Here is a 14,944-nt window from a genome sequence, read left to right as displayed (position 1 = left end):
GTCCGGGTTAGGTTCATCGCATGGCGCAGACGGACGAATACGGTGAAGAGCTGGCGGATTTCGTCCGCCGGGTGGCGGAACTCAAGGCGGCCCGCGCCATACCCAGGGGCGACCTCCCCTCGGTGCTCGACGCGGCGATCTTCGAACTCGACCATGTCGCCGGTCAGCTGTGGCCGTGGTACGAGCGGCTGTCCACGGGCACCGGGGCCGCCGCGGCCGGCTCCGGCGAGCGCCAGGAACAGCAGCTGCTCAAGACCCTCTTCCAGCGGCTCCCGGTGCCGGTCGCGCTGGTGGACCGCGAGACGGTGGTGCGGCGGCTGAACTTCGCGGCCATCTCCTTCACCGGGGCCCGCGCGGGCTATGCGACGGGCCGCCCGCTGACCGGGCTGCTGGCGCACGCCCACCGGGCCGCGTTCCGTTCCCAGACGGCCGCGGTCGCGCGCGGCGAGGGCGACCGCAGCATGACGGTACGGCTGCCGCAGCATCCCTCGGTGCCGGTGCGGGCCACGCTGGTCGCGGTACGTCCGAGCGGGGAGCCGCGCACGGCGGTGATGGTGGTGCTGCAGCCCGCGGACACCCGGGGGCCTGCGGTCGGCGAGCACACTCCGCCCGGCGGTGTCCCGGACCTGACCGAGGCCTCCCGGCACGTCGCGCTGATGGACCTGCTGGACGCGATGACAAGTGCCCTGCTCACCGCGCCGACCGGGGCCGCCCTGGAGCGGGCGGCCCGGGTGCTGCACGGCCGGTTCGCGGACTGGGTGGTGGCGGACGCCGGGGGCGGGCGCCTGAGCCGTACGACGGTTCTGGGGCCGGCCGGTGCGGACGTGGACGCGCTGGCCGCGCAGGACCCCGCCGGGTGCCCCCTGGTCGTCGAGGCGGCGCGCGGCGGGTCCTCGGTCCTGCGGCCGGAGGACCCGGAGGCGTTCGGGCGGGACGCCTCGGGTGCCCCTGTCCTGATCCGTGCGAACGTGACGTCCCTGCTGTGCGTGCCGCTCACCGACGGGGACACCGTGCGGGGGGTGCTCACGCTGTTCCGCAGCGGGGCCCGGCCGGCGTTCTCGATGGCGGAGGCACAGGCGATGGACATGATGTCCCGTCACATCGCGCTGGCGCTGCGCCCCGTCGGTTAGACGGCGTCCCGCATCACCTGCTCGCGCAACCGGGAGCAGCAGCGGCTGATCAGGCGGGAGACGTGCATCTGGGAGATGCCGAGCTGCTCGGCGATGCTGCTCTGGGTCATGTCGTCGAAGAAGCGCATGTACAGGATGGCGCGTTCGCGCTCCGGGAGGGCCTTGAGGCGGGGCTTGACGGCCTCGCGGTCCACGACGGTGTCGAGCGCGGGGTCGGGGGAGCCGAGCGAGTCTCCGAGCGAGTACCCGTCCTCGCTGCCGGGCAGTTCGGCGTCCAGGGAGAGCGCCGTGAAGCTCTCCAGGGCCTCGAGGCCGGCCAGCACGTCCTCCTCGCTCATGTTGGCGTGCTCGGCGATCTCGGCGACGGTGGGCCTGCGGCCCGAGACGGTCTGCGACAGGTCCTGGACCGCGAAGCGGACGCGGTTGCGCAGATCCTGGACGCGGCGCGGCACATGCAGGGTCCACATGTGGTCGCGGAAGTGCCGCTTGATCTCTCCTGTGACGGTGGGGACGGCATAGCTCTCGAAGGCGTGCCCGCGCTCGGGGTCGTACCGGTCCACGGCCTTGATCAGGCCGAGGAACGCCACCTGCCGCAGGTCCTCGAAGCTCTCCCCGCGGCTGCGGAAGCGGCCCGCGAGCCGTTCGGCCATGGGCAGCCAGGCCTCGACGATCTCGTCGCGGAGCTCGTCGCGCCGGGGGCCCGGGGGGAGTGAGGCGAGCCTGCGGAAGGCCTCCGAGGTGTCGGGGGCGTCGTCGTGGGGGTGGTGCTTCACGCTAGCTCGGTTCTGCATGGTGCGTCGCAACTCCCTTGCTGGTGCCTTGCTGGTGCCTTGGGTGGACGGTCACCGTGGGAGGGGAGGCGGAAGTGCGACAGGGCACACCGTGGCGTGATCCACCGCTCCCACGGACGTGCCTCCTGTCCGAAGCACTGAGTCGCGCCTGCCCGGGCGCATGCACCGCAAACACCGGTCTTCCCAATCCCCTGCGGTCCGCCTCGGCGCACCGCCCGGGGGCCGTCCCGCCCGGGTTCTCGACGGCTTCGCAGGTCCGCCGGGACCCGGTCACCCGGCGACCGGCGGCAGCGCCGCGCCCGAAGGCCTGGCGCGCCTCCCGTGTCTCCCCGCCCCGTTCCGGCGGCAGGTTTTCCCCGCACCGGCCGGGTGACTCGACAGGTGCGATCCGTACGCCCCCTCTTCCCACGGGAGGTTCCCGATGGCCACCAAGGTCGCCGACCACGTCCTCGCGCGCTTGCGCGAGTGGGGCGTGGAGCAAGTCTTCGGCTACCCCGGCGACGGCATCAACGGCCTGCTCGCCGCCTGGGGCCGCGCCGAGGACCGGCCCCGCTTCCTGCAGGCGCGGCACGAGGAGATGGCCGCGTTCGAGGCGGTCGGCTACGCCAAGTTCAGCGGACGTCTCGGCGTGTGCGCGGCCACCTCGGGACCCGGCGCCATCCACCTGCTCAACGGCCTGTACGACGCCAAGCTCGACCACGTGCCCGTGCTCGCGCTGGTCGGCCAGACCCACCGCACGGCGATGGGCGGCTCCTACCAGCAGGAAGTCGACCTGCACACCCTCTTCAAGGACGTGGCCTCGGACTTCGTGGAGACCGTGATGGTCCCCGAGCAGCTGCCGAACGTCCTCGACCGGGCGATCCGCACGGCGTACGCGCGCCGTGCCCCCACGGCGCTGATCCTCCCCGGTGACGTGCAGGAGCTGGACTACTCGCCGCCGACGCACGAGTTCAAGATGGTCCCCTCGAGCCTCGGCCGCAGCGCGTGGACGGCGGTTCCCTCGCAGGGGTCCCTGGAGAAGGCCGCGGAGGTCCTCAACGCCGGCGACAAGGTGGCCGTCCTGATCGGCCAGGGCGCGGCCGACGCGGTGACCGAGGTGCAGCAGATCGCCGAGCTGCTGGGCGCGGGCGTGGCCAAGGCGCTGCTCGGCAAGGACGTGCTCAGCGACGAGCTGCCGTACGTCACGGGCTCGATCGGTCTGCTGGGCACCCGCCCGTCGTACGAGCTGATGCGCGACTGCGACACCCTGCTCACCATCGGCTCGTCCTTCCCGTACACGCAGTTCATGCCGGACTTCGGCAAGGCGCGGGCCGTGCAGATCGACATCGACCCGCACATGATCGGTATGCGCTACCCGTACGAGGTGAACCTCGTCGGCGACGCCAAGGCGACCCTGCAGCGTCTGATCCCGCTGCTGGACAAGGACCGCGGCCGCGAGTGGTTCGAGACCGTGTGCGCGAACGTGTCCCGCTGGCACGAGGTCATGCAGAGGCGGGCGGAGCTGTCCGCGGACCCGATCAACCCCGAGTACGTGGCCCGCGCCCTGGACCCGCTGCTGCCGCACAACGCGATCGTCACCTCCGACTCGGGTTCGGTGGCGAACTGGTACGCGCGACACCTGACGATGCGGCCCGGAATGCGGGGGTCGCTGTCCGGGACGCTGGCGACGATGGGCAGCGGGGTCCCGTACGCGATCGGCGCGAAGTTCGCCCATCCCGACCGGCCGGTGATCGCGCTGGTCGGTGACGGCGCGATGCAGATGAACGGCCTCGCGGAGATGATCACGGCGGCGAAGTACCAGGACCGCTGGGAGGATCCGCGGCTGGTGGTGGGCGTGTGGAACAACCACGACCTCAACCAGGTGACGTGGGAGATGCGCGCGATGGAGGGCGCCCCGTCCTTCCTGCCGTCGCAGGAGATCCCCGACGTGCAGTACGCCGCGTTCGCCCGCTCCCTGGGCCTGACCGGCATCCGGGTGGAGAAGCCGGAGGACGTCGAGGCGGGCTGGCGTGCGGGGCTGGAGGCCGACGGCCCGGCGGTCGTGGAGTTCCTGACCGACCCGGCGGTGCCGCCGATCCCGCCGCACGCCAGCTGGGAGCAGATGCAGGCCACGGCGGCCTCGATCCTGAAGGGCGACGCGGACCGGACCGGAATGATCCGCCAGGGTCTGAAGGCGAAGGTGCAGGAGTTCCTGCCCGGACGCGGCGACAAGGAGTCGTAAGGACGTAAGGAGCCGTATCGGGACCGGACACGGCCGGAAGCGGACCATCACCTGCCGCACGGCCGTGTCGATGGCCGCCCCTCGGGTACACGCGGGGGCCACGCGACATATGGAGGGACTCATGCAGCGAGGCAGCGACCGGCTGAACGTCCACCGTGACGACGAGATGAAGCACGAACTCCAGGGGCTGCTGCGCTCCGGCCACCCGACGCGGACCGAGGAGTGGCACGATCCCGAGCCGACCGCCGACGACGACCCGGCGGTGTGGGCCGGTCCGGTGATTCCGGGCGGCGCGCGGTCCGTGGCCGACGTGCGCTTCGAGCTGGCGCGGATCCTGGGGCGTACGGCGTTCCCGGGCCGCCCGCCCGAGCTGATCGACGCCCTGCGCCGTCATCACGCGCCGGACGCGCTCGTCGCGCCCCTGGAGCGGTTGCCGCGCTCGGCGCGCTACGCCAACGCCCAGGAACTGGCCGAGGCGATCGTGGGCGGCTGAGGGGCGGGCCGGCGCATGGGCGTCCGGCGTGCGGGTACTGCGGGCGTCGGTCCCGCTGACGCGCCCACCCACCCCCGCCGACCGGGGAGAGCAGAAAGGACAGCAGACCATGGCCCAATTCGTCAGGGAGGTCATGACGCCGGGCGTCGTGGCGGTCCTCCCGGACGCGACCCTGGTGGAGGCGGCGCAGCTGATGCGCGCCGAGGACATCGGGGACGTTCTGGTCGCCGAGGACGGGCACGTCGTCGGCGTACTCACGGACCGTGACATCGCGCTGCGGGCCGTCGCGGACGGCGCCGACCCGCTGACCGTGAGCGCCCGGGCGGCGTGCACCGCCGACCCGGTGGTGATCGGCCCCGGCGATCGGGTGTCCACGGCCGTGGAGCTGATGCGCGGGCACGCCGTCCGCCGGCTGCCGGTCGTCGAGGACGGTCGGCCGGTCGGCGTGGTGAGCCTGGGCGACCTGGCGGTCGCGCAGGACCCGGCATCGGCCCTCGCGGACATCAGCCGGGCCGAACCCGGAGGCGGGCGCGGCGGGGTGCCGGTATGAGCGCGGCCGGTCGGGTGACCCCGTGATCCGCCGGGGCAGGGCCGGCCGGGTCAGCGCCTACGGCGCGACCGTGGACGTCGGCGACGCGACGACCCGGTACCTGCTGTACGGGCTGCTGCCGTTCTGGTTCGCGCCGGGCCTCGCCGACTGGGTGATGCACCGGCGCACCAGGATCGAGGACACCTCCGGTACGAAGGAGTCGTTGATCCACGCGCTGATGATGACCGAGCTGGGCGTACCCATCGCGCTCACCCTGCGCTACGAGGTCAACCCGCTGCTGCTGTGCGTGCAGTTGGCCGGGACCGCGGTGCACGAGGCGACCGCGCTGTGGGACGTGCGGACCGCCGAGGACAGCGGCCGTGAGGTCGAGCCGGTGGAGCAGCACATCCACAGCTTCCTGGAGTCGCTGCCGTTCGCGGCGCTCACGGCGCTCGGGTGCCTGCACTCCGACCAGGTGCGGTCGCTGCTGCGGGGCGGCCGGGGCGATGCGCGCGCCTGGCGGCTGGTACGGCGACAGCGACCGCTACCACGGGGCTATGTCATGGGCATCACCGCGGCGATCGGCGCCTGTGTGGCCCTGCCCTACGGCGAGGAGCTGCTGCGCTGTCTCCGGGCCGGACGGCGCCGGGCGCGCGACGGCAAGGCGTGGGCGGCGACGGGCGACGAGGCCGTGTGGCAGGCGCAGGACCAGGCCGTGTGACAGGCACAGGCAGAGAAAGGACTGTGAAGAGCATGCGTATCGCGTTCCTGACCGCGCCGGAGGGCGTGGAGCAGGTGGAACTCACCGAGCCGTGGCAGGCGGTGAAGGACGCCGGCCACCAGCCGGTCCTGGTGTCGACGAAGCCGGGACACGTGCAGGCGTTCACCCACCTGGACAAGGCGGACACCTTCCCGGTGGAGGCGGTGGTCGGTGAGGTGCCGGCCGAGTCCTTCGACGGGCTGGTGCTGCCGGGCGGGGTGGCCAACCCCGACTTCCTGCGGACGGACGAGCAGGCGGTGTCCTTCGTCCGCGCGTTCTTCGACCGGGGGCGGCCGGTCGCGGCGATCTGCCACGGCCCGTGGACGCTGATCGAGGCCGGTGTCGTCCGGGGCCGCACCCTGACGTCGTGGCCCAGTCTCAAGACGGACGTCCGCAATGCGGGCGGCACCTGGGTCGACGAGCAGGTGCACATCGACCGCGACGGCAATGTGCTGATCACCAGCCGGAAGCCGGACGACCTGAAGGCGTTCGACGAGGCGATCGTGACGGAGTTCGCCGGCGGCAGCGCCTGAACGAGTGCCACCAGACAGGTGACGACGGGCGTGGACCGTCTGACACGACCGTCGGAAACACCCCTCATGACCGTCGCCCGACCGGGCGGACATGACCATCGCCCGACCGGGCGGAAGAAACCGTGCGAGAACCCGCCCCGCGGCGCCCAAGGGGGTCGCTGGGCGGGTTCTCGCACGGGCGGCCGGTCAGCGGGTCGGTTCGGCTTCCTGGGTCTCTTCGCAGGTGCCGCGTTCCCTGGCGCCGTCGCGGGTGCGGCCGGCCGTGGTCAGGCGGCGCGGATTGCGGCGGAGGTATTCGCCCTCCAGTTGCGCCATCCGGTCGTTGTGCGCGCGCAGCGCGTCGTTCGAGCCGTAGAGCAGCGTGTCGTGGCGCGTGCGGTGGATCGTCTCCAGCTCCTTCATGAGCTGCTGGTCGGTCAGCCGGCCCGGGTCGACTCCGGTCATCGTGGTACCCCGCTCGTCGTGTTCGTCGGTGCGGTCCGGGTACCCGCCCGGCGAAAGCACTACCCCGAGCGGCATCCGGGAGGGAGCCATGGATCTCGCCTTTCTCCATCCACTGTACGAACACCCCGGCCCCTGGGCCTCCGTATACGTCGACACCTCCCGGCATACCGAGTCCACGCCTCACGAACGCTCCCTGACCGCTCAGTCCCTGTACCGGGACCTCGCCGAGCAGGGTGCGGACGAGCCGACGTGCCGGGCCGTGCAGTCCGCTGTCGAGGACCTGGCCCACTCCCCCGAGCCGCACGGCAGGGCCCTGTTCGCCCATGCGGGCGAGGTGGTACTCGATCCTCCGCTGGCCGCGCCGCCGCAGGGATCCTCCGCGCTGTGGGCCACGCTGCCGCACACCGCACCGTTGCTGGAGCTCGCGAACGAGGAACCGGTGTGCGTGGTGGCGTACATCGACCGCAAGGGCGCCGAGTTCGAGCTGCGCGGGGCCCTGGGCAGCCGTCAGGCCGGGTCGGTGACCGGGAAGCAGCATCCGCTGCACCGTACGAGCAGCGGCGACTGGTCGGTACGCCACTTCCAGCTGCGGGTGGAGAACACCTGGGAGCACAACGCGGCGGAGATCGCGGACGCGCTCGCCGTCTGCCAGGAGGAGACCGGCGCCGACCTGGTGGTCCTCGTCGGCGAGGAGCGCGAGAGGCACTCCGTGCACGAGCGGCTGCCGCGCCGGCTCCAGGACCAGGTGGCCGAGACGACGCACGGTGCGGGCAGCCGGCTGCTGGACGAGGAGGTGGAGCAGATCCGCGCCGGGCATGTGCAGCGCCGCGCCGAGCAGGAACTGGAGCGCTTCCTGGCCGCCCGGGCCCCGGACGACGAGGGGCGTTCCGGCGCCGTCGAGGGCGTGCCGGCGGTGATCGAGGCGGCACGCGAACACCGTATCGACGAACTCCTGATCAATCCGGAGGGTCCGGACACACGTCGTGAGGTGTGGATCGGCGAGGGCCCGGACCAGGTCGCGGTGCGCCGCACCGACCTCGAGGCGGTGGGCGAGGAGCATGCCTGGCCGGCCCGCGCGGACGACGCTCTGCTGCGTTCCGTGGTGGAGACCGGAGCAGCCGCCGTCTCGGTGACGGCCGCCAGGGGCCAGGAGGGGCCGGTCGGCGGGGTGGGTGCGCTGCTGCGCTGGGCGTAGGCGGCGGTCGGCGCGCGCCCGTGTGTGCCTGTGCGCGCCTGCCGGGGCTCCGGTGCACAGTGCGACTCGGTGGAGCCGTTGGAGCCGAGGACTGCGACGCGTTCGCCGTAGCGGACCTCGACGTCGAACGTGTCCCGTGAGCCGGTGGGTTCGACTCCCTGACGGTGACGGCACGGATGCCCGTGCGGACGCCCTCGAGCCCGCACGGTGGTGTGCTGCCCGCGCGCGGCTCCGGTGGCGGGCCGGGCTCCTCGAACTTCTTCAGCCGGGTCGGGCGGCCTGGCATCGGGAGTCGGCTCATGGCCGACCGTGGCCGCCTGACGGAGGTTCAGCAGCAGCTCCCCGAGAGCTCCGTCCTTCGACCCGGCGGGGACCGCCTCCCCTGCACCCCTTCGCGGGGCCCCGCCACCGCGTCCCGCTGAGCCTCCGCCCACCGGACCCCGTTTCGGGGGCCGGGGGCGGCGGCCTCCAGGGGACGGGTCGGGCAGTGGGGCGAAAACCCGTCGTCGGGGTACCCGCAGCTTCATGAGCCCTGATGTCGACCTCACCACCCGGCCCCCCGGCCCCCACCCCCTCCGCGACCGCCTCCTCGGACTCGACTGCCGCCTGTTCGAGGCCGTCGCCGCCCGCCACTGGCCCGGTGCCGACCCCCTGCTTCCCCGCCTCAGCCGCGCCGCGAACCACGGCGTGCTGTGGTTCGCCACCGCCGCCGCCCTCGCCGCCACCGGCAGCCCCCGCGCCCGCCGCGCGGCCGCCCGCGGGGTCGCGTCCCTCGCGCTCGCCTCCGCCACCATCAACACCCTCGGCAAGCGCTCGGTCCGCCGCCCCCGCCCCGTCCTCGATCCGGTCCCGGCGGTGCGCCGCCTCAAACGGCAGCCGATCACCACCTCCTTTCCGTCCGGTCACTCGGCCTCGGCCGCCGCCTTCGCGTGCGGTGTCGCCCTGGAGTCACTCGGCTGGGGTGCCGCCGTGGCCCCGCTCGCCACCGCCGTCGCCCTCTCCCGCGTCTACACCGGCGTCCACTTCCCGAGCGACGTCCTGGCGGGCGCGGCCCTGGGCGTGGGCGCCGCCTACGCCGTACGGGGCCTGGTCCCCACCCGCGATCCCCTCCCGCCGACCGACCGCCGCCGGTGCTCCCCGGAGGCCGCCTCCGCGCCGGAGCCCCCCGCGCCCGCGCTTCAGGACGGCACGGGGCTCGTGGTCGTCGTGAACAAGGGCGCGGCGACCTGGGACCGGATTCACGCCCTCACGGAGGCGCTCCCCGGCGCCGAGATCGTGGAGTGCGAACCTCCCGACGTGCACACCGAGTTGGAGAAGGCGGCCACCCGCGCCCGCGTCCTCGGCGTCTGCGGCGGCGACGGCACCGTGAACACGGCGGCCGGCGTCGCCCTGCGCCACGGCATCCCGCTCGCCGTGCTCCCGGGCGGCACCCTGAACCACTTCGCGCTGGACCTCGGCGTGGAGGAGCCCCGCGACCTGGTGGGCGCCCTGACGCGGGGCGACGCCGTCCGGGTCGACGTGGGCCGGTTCACCTCGGGTGAGACGCAGGGCTGCTTCCTCAACACCTGCAGTCTCGGCGTGTACCCGGAGCTGGTGCGCGAGCGGGAGCGCTGGTCCCCCCGGATCGGCGGCTGGCCGGCCGGTGTTCTCGCCGCCCTGCGCGTCCTGCGCGCCGACCGCCACCCCCTGGCCGTACGCGTCGGTGACCGCTCCCACCCGTTGTGGCTGCTGTTCGCGGGCAACGGCACCTACCACCGTATGGGCCTGGTACCCGGCCGCCGCTGCGACCTGGCCGACGGGCTGCTGGACGTGCGGGTCGTGCACGGCGGACGCGGGCCCGCCGCCCGACTGATCGCGGCCGCGTTCGCGGGCCCGCTGTCCCGCTCACCGTTCCACGCGGCCCTGCGAGTCCGGCGACTGCACTTGGACGGCGTCGCGCCCGGCACCCTCCTCGCCTACGACGGAGAGGTCACCGCCGTCCAGGGCGGGGTGACCCTCGAGGCCCTGCCCGGGGCGCTGACCGTCTACCGGCCGCTGCCCGCCGACTGACTCACGCCACCCGACTCCAGCCGATACTCCAGTCGAGTTCGGCCGAACTCGACTGAACTCGGCCGAACTCGGCCGGCTTCGGACCACGTGCGCCCGTACCGTCCCCCTGCCCGCGCACGACACCCTGCCTGTCCACATGACAAGACGTGAGTCTCACTATTCGGCGCGATCGCCTACCGTGACACGTACCGCCCCGCGGCGACGCCGGGGGGCCCGTACGAGGGGAAGAGGATCGTCATGCCGAAGGAGACGGCCGTCTACACGCACGGCCACCACGAGTCCGTGCTGCGCTCGCACACCTGGCGGACCGCCGCCAACTCCGCGGCGTACCTCCTCGGCTCGCTGAAGCCGCACATGAGGATCCTGGACATCGGCTGCGGTCCGGGCACCATCACCGCGGACCTGGCCGCCCTGGTTCCCGACGGTCATGTCACCGGCGTCGACCGCGCCGCGGAGATCCTGGACCAGGCCCGGACGACAGCCGGGGCATGCGGGGTCACCAACGTCGACTTCGCGGTCGCGGACGTGCACGCGCTTCCGTACCCGGACGACACGTTCTGCGTCGTCCACGCCCACCAGGTGCTCCAACACGTGGGTGACCCGGTGCAGGCGCTGCGCGAGATGCACCGGGTCACCCGGCCGGGTGGCTTCATCGCCGCGCGCGACGCCGACTACGGAGCCATGACCTGGTATCCCGCCTCGCGGGGCCTCGACGACTGGCTGGGGCTGTACGAGCGCGTCGCCCGCGCCAACGGCGGGGAGCCCGACGCGGGGCGGCGCCTGAAGTCCTGGGCGCTGCGGGCGGGCATCAGGGACGTCACCGCCACTTCCGGCACCTGGACCTTCGCCACCGCCGAGGAGCGGGCCTGGTGGAGCGGGCTGTGGACGGACCGCACGGTCGCCTCGGCGTACGCCGACCGGGCGACGGACGGTGGCCATGCGACCGCGGAGGAACTGCGGGCCGTTTCGGCGGCCTGGCAGGAATGGGGCCGGCACGAGGACGGATGGTTCTCGGTGCTGCACGGAGAGATTCTCTGCCGAAAAGAGGCCTGATTCCCGCTGTTCGGGAAACATGAATGACAGGAGGTGTGACTATGGTTCCGATCCTGCTCGTTCTTCTGCTGGCCGTGATTCTTTTCGGCTTCGGATTCGCAGTGAAGGTCCTGTGGTGGATCGCCCTGGCGGTACTGGTCGTCTGGCTGCTGGGCTTCCTGGTGCGCGGCACCACAGCGGCCGGCGGACGCAGCCGATGGTATCGCTGGTGAATCGACGGTGCCCGGGCGGTTGATCCGCCCGGGCACCGCGTTTCTGCGTCATTTTCCGTGACCCTTCGATCTCCGGTCCTTCGGCGATCACTCCCGCGGAAGCAATGACCCGAGCGGCCCGAGGTCCAGATTCAGGTCCTCGGGCCGCAGTCCGTAGCGCTCCCGCAGCTCGGCCATGCGATCCTCCAGCAGCATCAGGGTGAGCCCGATGCGCTCCTCCTGGTCCTCGGTCAGCTCGCCGGTTTCGAACCTGCGCACCGCCTGCCGCTCCATGAGCTGGCGCAGCAGCTCGACCACGGTCAGCACGAGTGTGACGAGGTCGCGCTCCACCGTGTCGGGTTCCAGGTCGAGTCGGTTGCGTCCGCCGCTCATGTCACGGCTCCTCCGTCCAGGGGGCCGGCACCTGGGCACCGACCGAGCTGATCAGCGCGTTGAGGTCGATACGGACGAGGTCGACGTCCGCGATGCGCAGCGTGAGGTCGCCGGTGATGACGACGCCCCCGGCCAGCAGCCGGTCGAGCAGGTCCACCAGGGCGACCTGGCGGTGCTGAAGTCCGCCCGCGGTCACGGCCCCTCCCGTTCCTCGACACCGCTGAACGAGTACACCGCCCAGGGACCGGTGAGTTCCACCCGCACCCCGGGAATTCCGCTTTTCTCCTGCTCCACTTTTGCCACGAACGCCTCGGACCCGGAACGCGGCACAAGGTAAGCGGCGTTGAGTACATTGCGACCGGAGGAGCCGGAGAGTGCGGGATTCTGCGGAGCGTGCAGACGGAAATCCTCGGCACATCCGGAAAGGTTCTCGTGCAGGCGGCGTGCGAACCGTTCGGTGTTCTCCCGCATTTCCTCGTGGGCCTGTTGGCGGACCCGGCGCTGACGCAGGTAGTCCCGGCCGGAGACCGGTTTCCGGGACTGGGGAGCCCTCTCGGACCCCTCCGTCCGACCCGTCTGGTCCGTCCGGTCCGCCTGCTCGGCCTTCTCCGTCCGGGCGTACACCTTGACACCCCATTCGACCCGGCCGTCGAGGCGGTCGAGGGCGCGGTGGAAGTCGTCCGCGCGTTCCTGGAGCATCGCGCGCACGCCGCTGTCGTCCCGGAACACCGTCGCCAGCCGCAGCGGCAGGGGCGTGGTGACGGCGGTGAGCGCGTCCACGACGCCCTGGTGGGCGCGGGCGGTGGCAGCCAGCCAGTCCAGGTCCTCCAGCCGGGCGCGGAGCGGCTCCTCGGCGAAGTCACGCTCCGGGACCGTGCTGACGACGGCGACCAGGCCGTCGTGCGCCAGCTGCCTGGGCGGTACGCCCGCGACGCCCGCCGGGCCGTCCTCGAGCGCCGCGTGAAAGGGGCGGCAGACGGCGTACACGTACCGCAGTCCGTTCACGGTGCCTCCTTCTCGCCGCGCGCACCCTCCAGTTCGGCGAGCCGGTCGCGCAGCTCGGCGTTCTGCCGGGCCAGTTCGTTGTTGCGGGCGCGGGACGACAGCGCCGGGTCGGTCTCCCACCAGTCGATGCCCATCTCCTTCGCCCGGTCGACGGAGGCGACGACGAGGCGGAGCTTGATGGTGAGCAGTTCGATGTCGAGGAGGTTGATCCGGATGTCGCCGGCGATCACCACACCCTTGTCGAGGACGCGTTCGAGGATGTCGGCGAGGTTGGCGCCGCCGCCCTGACCGTAGGGCTCGGGCAGTCGTCCTGGGGTGGTCATGGGCCGCTCCCCTCCTCGGGTTCCCGGGGTGCGGGTTCGGACCCGGCCGCGGGGAGCGACCGGGTCCGGCTCCGGGTGACATGGCGGCCCACGGCGAGTGCGACCCGCCCGAGCGCGGGGCTGTCGCCCTCGGCGACGTCGTTGAGCCTGACGCTGAGCGCGCCGAGCCTGCGCCCGGCAGCGGCCAGCAGGGGCTGGGCCCGCGTCAGCAGATAGGCGCGCACCTCCTGTTCGAGACGCTCGACGGCCGGGTCGCGGCCGGCCGCCGTCGCACGGGTCGCAGCGGGGGCCTTCGTCCTGCTCCTGCGCCCCAGGGCGTAGGCGATGCCCAGGGCGAGGCCGAGTTCCAGTCGGTTCATGGTGTCGTCCCGTCGGCTGTCCCCCGGCCACGCCCCAGGCCGGCCTCCAGCCGGTCCAGGAGTGCGTCCTCCAGCCGGTCGAACTCCTCCTCGTCGATCTCCCCCGCGGCCAGCCTCTCCTCCAGCCGTGCGAGTTCGGCGCGTACGGCCGCGGGGTCGTAGTACTGTCGTTCGGCCTCGGTGAGCACCTGTCCCACCGCCCAGAGGCTGCCGCGCACCGGGGCGAACGGCAGCAGCAGCACCTCACCGATCAGGCCCATGTGCTCACCCCTGGGCGGCGGCCGTCCGGCTGCCCACGGGCTCGGACGGTCCCGGCTCGACGAAGCTGTACGGCGGCAGCGGCCCGTTGACCCGCACCTCGAGGTGCGGATGTGCCGTGCGGAGCTGTTCCACGGCGGTCAGGAACACCTCGGCCGCGTCCCGCGCCACCAGGAACGAGACGTTGGCGAGCCAGCCGGTGGACTCGGGTCCCACGCTGACGGCCTCGGCGGCCGGCTCCAGGGCGCGCTGGAGGTCCCGGGCGTCCCGGGCCTCGCGGCTCTGCACCGCCGCCGCGACCATCTCGCCGAGCCGGAGCTTCTCCTCGTGACTTCCGCCGCCGGCCCTGCGGTTGGCCTCCGCCAGCGACCGGACCTCGGGGTTCTCGGCCATCACACGGTGCAGGACGGCATCCTGGTCGTGGCTGGCCTTGATGTTGTACTCGACCTTGCCGTCGAGGGTGCCCAGTCGCTCCCGGTAGTGGTCGGCGCGCTCTTCGAGGACGCCGGTGACGGCGTCGTCGTCGGGTGCGAGGCTGCCGAACCGCATGGGCAGGGTCGGACCGCCCGCGGCCGCCTCACTCAGTACGTTCTGATGGGCGAGCAGGTCACGGCGCTTGGGGCGCAACCCCTCGGGTGCGTCGCTGACGATCGCCGCCAGTTCGCCCCGCTTCAGGATGCGCACCGTCCGGGCGGGGTCGCCGACGCCGCCCATGCCGTCGGGGAGCGAGGGGTGGTCGGCCGCGGCGATGCCGTAGACGTACGTGCTCACTCCTGCTCCTCCTTCCCGCGCGAGGCCGTCGACTTACGGGTGCGCCGGCTCGGTTCGGTCTGCGCCTCCTCGCGGGCCTGCCGGAAGGCGTCCGAGATGGTCTCGGCGGCTCCGGACAGAGCGCCCTTGGACTTGCCGCGCGCGCCGGACTCGGTCATCTCCCCGACCAGGTCGGGCAGTCCGGGGTCCTTGCGCGGCCCGGCCTCCAGGTCGAGCCGGTTGCACGCCTCGGCGAAGCGCAGGTAGGTGTCGACGCTGGCGACGACGACGCGTACGTCGATCTTCAGGATCTCGATGCCGACGAGGGACACGCGGACGAACGCGTCGATGACGAGACCTCGGTCGAGGACGAGCTCCAGGACGTCGTACAGGCCGCTGGAGCCGCCTCCGGATGTCTGCTGTGCCGGGACAACGGTCATGCCGACCGGCCCTCCTTGTCTGTGTGT

20 protein-coding genes are annotated in these 14,944 nt (G+C 72.6%); 10 read left to right on the top strand and 10 right to left on the bottom strand.

Annotated elements, in window-relative coordinates:
* Positions 1-20: 20 nt before the first annotated feature.
* The gene (locus tag AC5WS8_RS28190) at positions 21-1,130 is read left to right on the top strand and encodes a GAF domain-containing protein (RefSeq protein WP_496106300.1); all 1,110 of its coding nucleotides are present in this window, start codon (positions 21-23) and stop codon (positions 1,128-1,130) included.
* Here AC5WS8_RS28190 and AC5WS8_RS28185 read toward each other — a convergent pair.
* The gene (locus tag AC5WS8_RS28185) at positions 1,127-1,921 is read right to left on the bottom strand and encodes an RNA polymerase sigma factor SigF (protein WP_496106299.1); all 795 of its coding nucleotides are present in this window, start codon (positions 1,919-1,921) and stop codon (positions 1,127-1,129) included. The two genes, AC5WS8_RS28190 and AC5WS8_RS28185, sit on opposite strands and share 4 nt — an antisense overlap.
* Positions 1,922-2,342: 421 nt before the next feature.
* Between AC5WS8_RS28185 and AC5WS8_RS28180 the strand changes: the two genes are divergently transcribed.
* The 5 genes from AC5WS8_RS28180 (at position 2,343) to AC5WS8_RS28160 (ending at position 6,457) form a co-directional block, all read left to right on the top strand.
* Entirely contained in the window at positions 2,343-4,142 is a 1,800-nt protein-coding gene (locus AC5WS8_RS28180) for a thiamine pyrophosphate-requiring protein (RefSeq protein ID WP_496106298.1), read from the top strand.
* A gap of 121 nt (positions 4,143-4,263) precedes the next feature.
* Positions 4,264-4,635, top strand: coding sequence for a DUF2795 domain-containing protein (locus AC5WS8_RS28175; RefSeq protein WP_496106297.1), 372 nt, complete (start codon positions 4,264-4,266; stop codon positions 4,633-4,635).
* Between the two features lie 109 nt (positions 4,636-4,744).
* On the top strand, positions 4,745-5,185 hold the full coding sequence (locus AC5WS8_RS28170; RefSeq protein WP_496106296.1) for a CBS domain-containing protein: 441 nt from the start codon (positions 4,745-4,747) through the stop codon (positions 5,183-5,185).
* Positions 5,186-5,207: 22 nt separating this feature from the next.
* The gene (locus AC5WS8_RS28165; protein ID WP_496106295.1) at positions 5,208-5,885 is read left to right on the top strand and encodes a diguanylate cyclase; all 678 of its coding nucleotides are present in this window, start codon (positions 5,208-5,210) and stop codon (positions 5,883-5,885) included.
* Positions 5,886-5,917: 32 nt separating this feature from the next.
* On the top strand, positions 5,918-6,457 hold the full coding sequence (locus tag AC5WS8_RS28160) for a type 1 glutamine amidotransferase domain-containing protein (protein ID WP_496106294.1): 540 nt from the start codon (positions 5,918-5,920) through the stop codon (positions 6,455-6,457).
* Between the two features lie 186 nt (positions 6,458-6,643).
* On the opposite strand, the gene AC5WS8_RS28155 is transcribed toward AC5WS8_RS28160, so the two are convergent.
* Entirely contained in the window at positions 6,644-6,976 is a 333-nt protein-coding gene (locus AC5WS8_RS28155; protein WP_496106336.1) for a DUF6158 family protein, read from the bottom strand.
* A 13-nt stretch (positions 6,977-6,989) separates the two neighbouring features.
* Here AC5WS8_RS28155 and AC5WS8_RS28150 point away from each other — a divergent pair, with 13 nt between their 5' ends.
* From AC5WS8_RS28150 to AC5WS8_RS28135, 4 genes are all read left to right on the top strand, one after another.
* Positions 6,990-8,096 carry a baeRF2 domain-containing protein gene (locus AC5WS8_RS28150; RefSeq protein WP_496106293.1) on the top strand — a complete coding sequence of 369 codons (1,107 nt, stop codon included), beginning with the start codon at positions 6,990-6,992 and terminating at the stop codon, positions 8,094-8,096.
* A 525-nt stretch (positions 8,097-8,621) separates the two neighbouring features.
* Positions 8,622-10,145, top strand: coding sequence for a bifunctional phosphatase PAP2/diacylglycerol kinase family protein (locus AC5WS8_RS28145; protein ID WP_496106292.1), 1,524 nt, complete (start codon positions 8,622-8,624; stop codon positions 10,143-10,145).
* A gap of 237 nt (positions 10,146-10,382) precedes the next feature.
* Positions 10,383-11,198 carry a class I SAM-dependent methyltransferase gene (locus AC5WS8_RS28140; protein WP_496106291.1) on the top strand — a complete coding sequence of 272 codons (816 nt, stop codon included), beginning with the start codon at positions 10,383-10,385 and terminating at the stop codon, positions 11,196-11,198.
* A 41-nt stretch (positions 11,199-11,239) separates the two neighbouring features.
* Entirely contained in the window at positions 11,240-11,410 is a 171-nt protein-coding gene (locus AC5WS8_RS28135; RefSeq protein ID WP_496106290.1) for a hydrophobic protein, read from the top strand.
* A gap of 87 nt (positions 11,411-11,497) precedes the next feature.
* Here AC5WS8_RS28135 and AC5WS8_RS28130 read toward each other — a convergent pair whose 3' ends face one another.
* The 8 genes from AC5WS8_RS28130 to AC5WS8_RS28095 are packed head-to-tail and all read right to left on the bottom strand — an operon-like array spanning position 11,498 to position 14,917.
* Positions 11,498-11,782, bottom strand: coding sequence for a gas vesicle protein K (locus tag AC5WS8_RS28130; RefSeq protein WP_496106289.1), 285 nt, complete (start codon positions 11,780-11,782; stop codon positions 11,498-11,500).
* Between the two features lies 1 nt (position 11,783).
* Complete coding sequence (locus AC5WS8_RS28125) at positions 11,784-11,978, bottom strand: gas vesicle protein (RefSeq protein ID WP_496106288.1); 195 nt, start codon at positions 11,976-11,978, stop codon at positions 11,784-11,786.
* Positions 11,975-12,787: a GvpL/GvpF family gas vesicle protein gene (locus tag AC5WS8_RS28120; RefSeq protein ID WP_496106287.1), complete on the bottom strand. Its 813-nt coding sequence runs from the start codon at positions 12,785-12,787 to the stop codon at positions 11,975-11,977. Before AC5WS8_RS28120 ends, AC5WS8_RS28125 begins: the two co-directional genes overlap by 4 nt.
* Positions 12,784-13,110 (bottom strand): gas vesicle protein, encoded by a 327-nt coding sequence (locus AC5WS8_RS28115; RefSeq protein WP_496106286.1) that lies wholly within the window; start codon positions 13,108-13,110, stop codon positions 12,784-12,786. Before AC5WS8_RS28115 ends, AC5WS8_RS28120 begins: the two co-directional genes overlap by 4 nt.
* Positions 13,107-13,469, bottom strand: coding sequence for a hypothetical protein (locus AC5WS8_RS28110; protein WP_496106285.1), 363 nt, complete (start codon positions 13,467-13,469; stop codon positions 13,107-13,109). Before AC5WS8_RS28110 ends, AC5WS8_RS28115 begins: the two co-directional genes overlap by 4 nt.
* Positions 13,466-13,729, bottom strand: a complete 264-nt coding sequence (locus tag AC5WS8_RS28105; protein WP_496106284.1) for a gas vesicle protein GvpG — start codon at positions 13,727-13,729, stop codon at positions 13,466-13,468. The genes AC5WS8_RS28110 and AC5WS8_RS28105 overlap by 4 nt, the downstream gene beginning before the upstream one ends.
* Positions 13,730-13,733: 4 nt before the next feature.
* Positions 13,734-14,498 carry a GvpL/GvpF family gas vesicle protein gene (locus tag AC5WS8_RS28100; protein WP_496106283.1) on the bottom strand — a complete coding sequence of 255 codons (765 nt, stop codon included), beginning with the start codon at positions 14,496-14,498 and terminating at the stop codon, positions 13,734-13,736.
* Positions 14,495-14,917, bottom strand: coding sequence for a gas vesicle structural protein GvpA (locus tag AC5WS8_RS28095; protein WP_496106282.1), 423 nt, complete (start codon positions 14,915-14,917; stop codon positions 14,495-14,497). Before AC5WS8_RS28095 ends, AC5WS8_RS28100 begins: the two co-directional genes overlap by 4 nt.
* Between the last annotated feature and the right edge of the window lie 27 nt (positions 14,918-14,944).

It is taken from the genome of Streptomyces sp. PTL18, from assembly GCF_059510295.1.
Note: the sequence above shows the minus strand (reverse complement) of the source record. Positions and strands in the feature narration are given on the sequence as shown.

Bases quoted from the DNA above. Each gene is read 5' to 3' on its own strand.
- AC5WS8_RS28190 (WP_496106300.1), top strand. From the start codon at position 21: ATGGCGCAGACGGACGAATACGGTGAAGAGCTGGCGGATTTCGTCCGC.
- AC5WS8_RS28185 (WP_496106299.1), bottom strand. From the start codon at position 1,921: ATGCAGAACCGAGCTAGCGTGAAGCACCACCCCCACGACGACGCCCCC.
- AC5WS8_RS28180 (WP_496106298.1), top strand. From the start codon at position 2,343: ATGGCCACCAAGGTCGCCGACCACGTCCTCGCGCGCTTGCGCGAGTGG.
- AC5WS8_RS28175 (WP_496106297.1), top strand. From the start codon at position 4,264: ATGCAGCGAGGCAGCGACCGGCTGAACGTCCACCGTGACGACGAGATG.
- AC5WS8_RS28170 (WP_496106296.1), top strand. From the start codon at position 4,745: ATGGCCCAATTCGTCAGGGAGGTCATGACGCCGGGCGTCGTGGCGGTC.
- AC5WS8_RS28160 (WP_496106294.1), top strand. From the start codon at position 5,918: ATGCGTATCGCGTTCCTGACCGCGCCGGAGGGCGTGGAGCAGGTGGAA.
- AC5WS8_RS28155 (WP_496106336.1), bottom strand. From the start codon at position 6,976: ATGCCGCTCGGGGTAGTGCTTTCGCCGGGCGGGTACCCGGACCGCACC.
- AC5WS8_RS28150 (WP_496106293.1), top strand. From the start codon at position 6,990: ATGGATCTCGCCTTTCTCCATCCACTGTACGAACACCCCGGCCCCTGG.
- AC5WS8_RS28145 (WP_496106292.1), top strand. From the start codon at position 8,622: ATGAGCCCTGATGTCGACCTCACCACCCGGCCCCCCGGCCCCCACCCC.
- AC5WS8_RS28140 (WP_496106291.1), top strand. From the start codon at position 10,383: ATGCCGAAGGAGACGGCCGTCTACACGCACGGCCACCACGAGTCCGTG.
- AC5WS8_RS28135 (WP_496106290.1), top strand. From the start codon at position 11,240: ATGGTTCCGATCCTGCTCGTTCTTCTGCTGGCCGTGATTCTTTTCGGC.
- AC5WS8_RS28130 (WP_496106289.1), bottom strand. From the start codon at position 11,782: ATGAGCGGCGGACGCAACCGACTCGACCTGGAACCCGACACGGTGGAG.
- AC5WS8_RS28115 (WP_496106286.1), bottom strand. From the start codon at position 13,110: ATGACCACCCCAGGACGACTGCCCGAGCCCTACGGTCAGGGCGGCGGC.
- AC5WS8_RS28110 (WP_496106285.1), bottom strand. From the start codon at position 13,469: ATGAACCGACTGGAACTCGGCCTCGCCCTGGGCATCGCCTACGCCCTG.
- AC5WS8_RS28105 (WP_496106284.1), bottom strand. From the start codon at position 13,729: ATGGGCCTGATCGGTGAGGTGCTGCTGCTGCCGTTCGCCCCGGTGCGC.
- AC5WS8_RS28095 (WP_496106282.1), bottom strand. From the start codon at position 14,917: ATGACCGTTGTCCCGGCACAGCAGACATCCGGAGGCGGCTCCAGCGGC.